Below are 406 nucleotides of genomic sequence, written 5' to 3'. Positions count from 1 at the left end.
GCGAATATCTTTGCGCCCAGCAGCGGCTCGACCAGCCGCAACGACGTGGGACGCCATGTCGTGAATCCCCAACACGTCCTCGTCAGTCTCCGTGGGCAGACCGCACATGAAATACAGCTTGATCTGACGCCACCCGTTTCCGAAGGCCGTAGCAACTGTACGAATGAGATCTTCCTCGGTCACCTTCTTATTGATAACCCGACGCATTCGCTCGGATCCGCCTTCAGGAGCGAAGGTCAGACCGGAACGACGACCGTTACGGCTCAACTCGTTTGCTAGGTCGATATTGAAAGTATCGACACGGGTGCTTGGCAGGGACAGGGAAACGTTCGTACCCTCATACCGATCAGCTAACCCCTTGGTAATGTCGGAAATCTCCGAGTGGTCGGCGCTAGACAGACTCAAC

1 protein-coding gene is annotated in these 406 nt (G+C 55.9%); it reads right to left on the bottom strand.

The genetic code is table 11. The annotated features are described in order from the left end of the window. A partial coding sequence (locus tag KHA85_RS17090) for a radical SAM protein (RefSeq protein WP_236885856.1) occupies positions 1-405 on the bottom strand: 405 nt, incomplete at its 3' end. Position 406: the final 1 nt, after the last annotated feature.

It is taken from the genome of Dietzia massiliensis (assembly GCF_018390595.1).
Classification (GTDB): Bacteria; Actinomycetota; Actinomycetes; order Mycobacteriales; family Mycobacteriaceae; genus Dietzia; species Dietzia massiliensis.
This window is presented reverse-complemented; position numbering and strand designations above follow the sequence as displayed.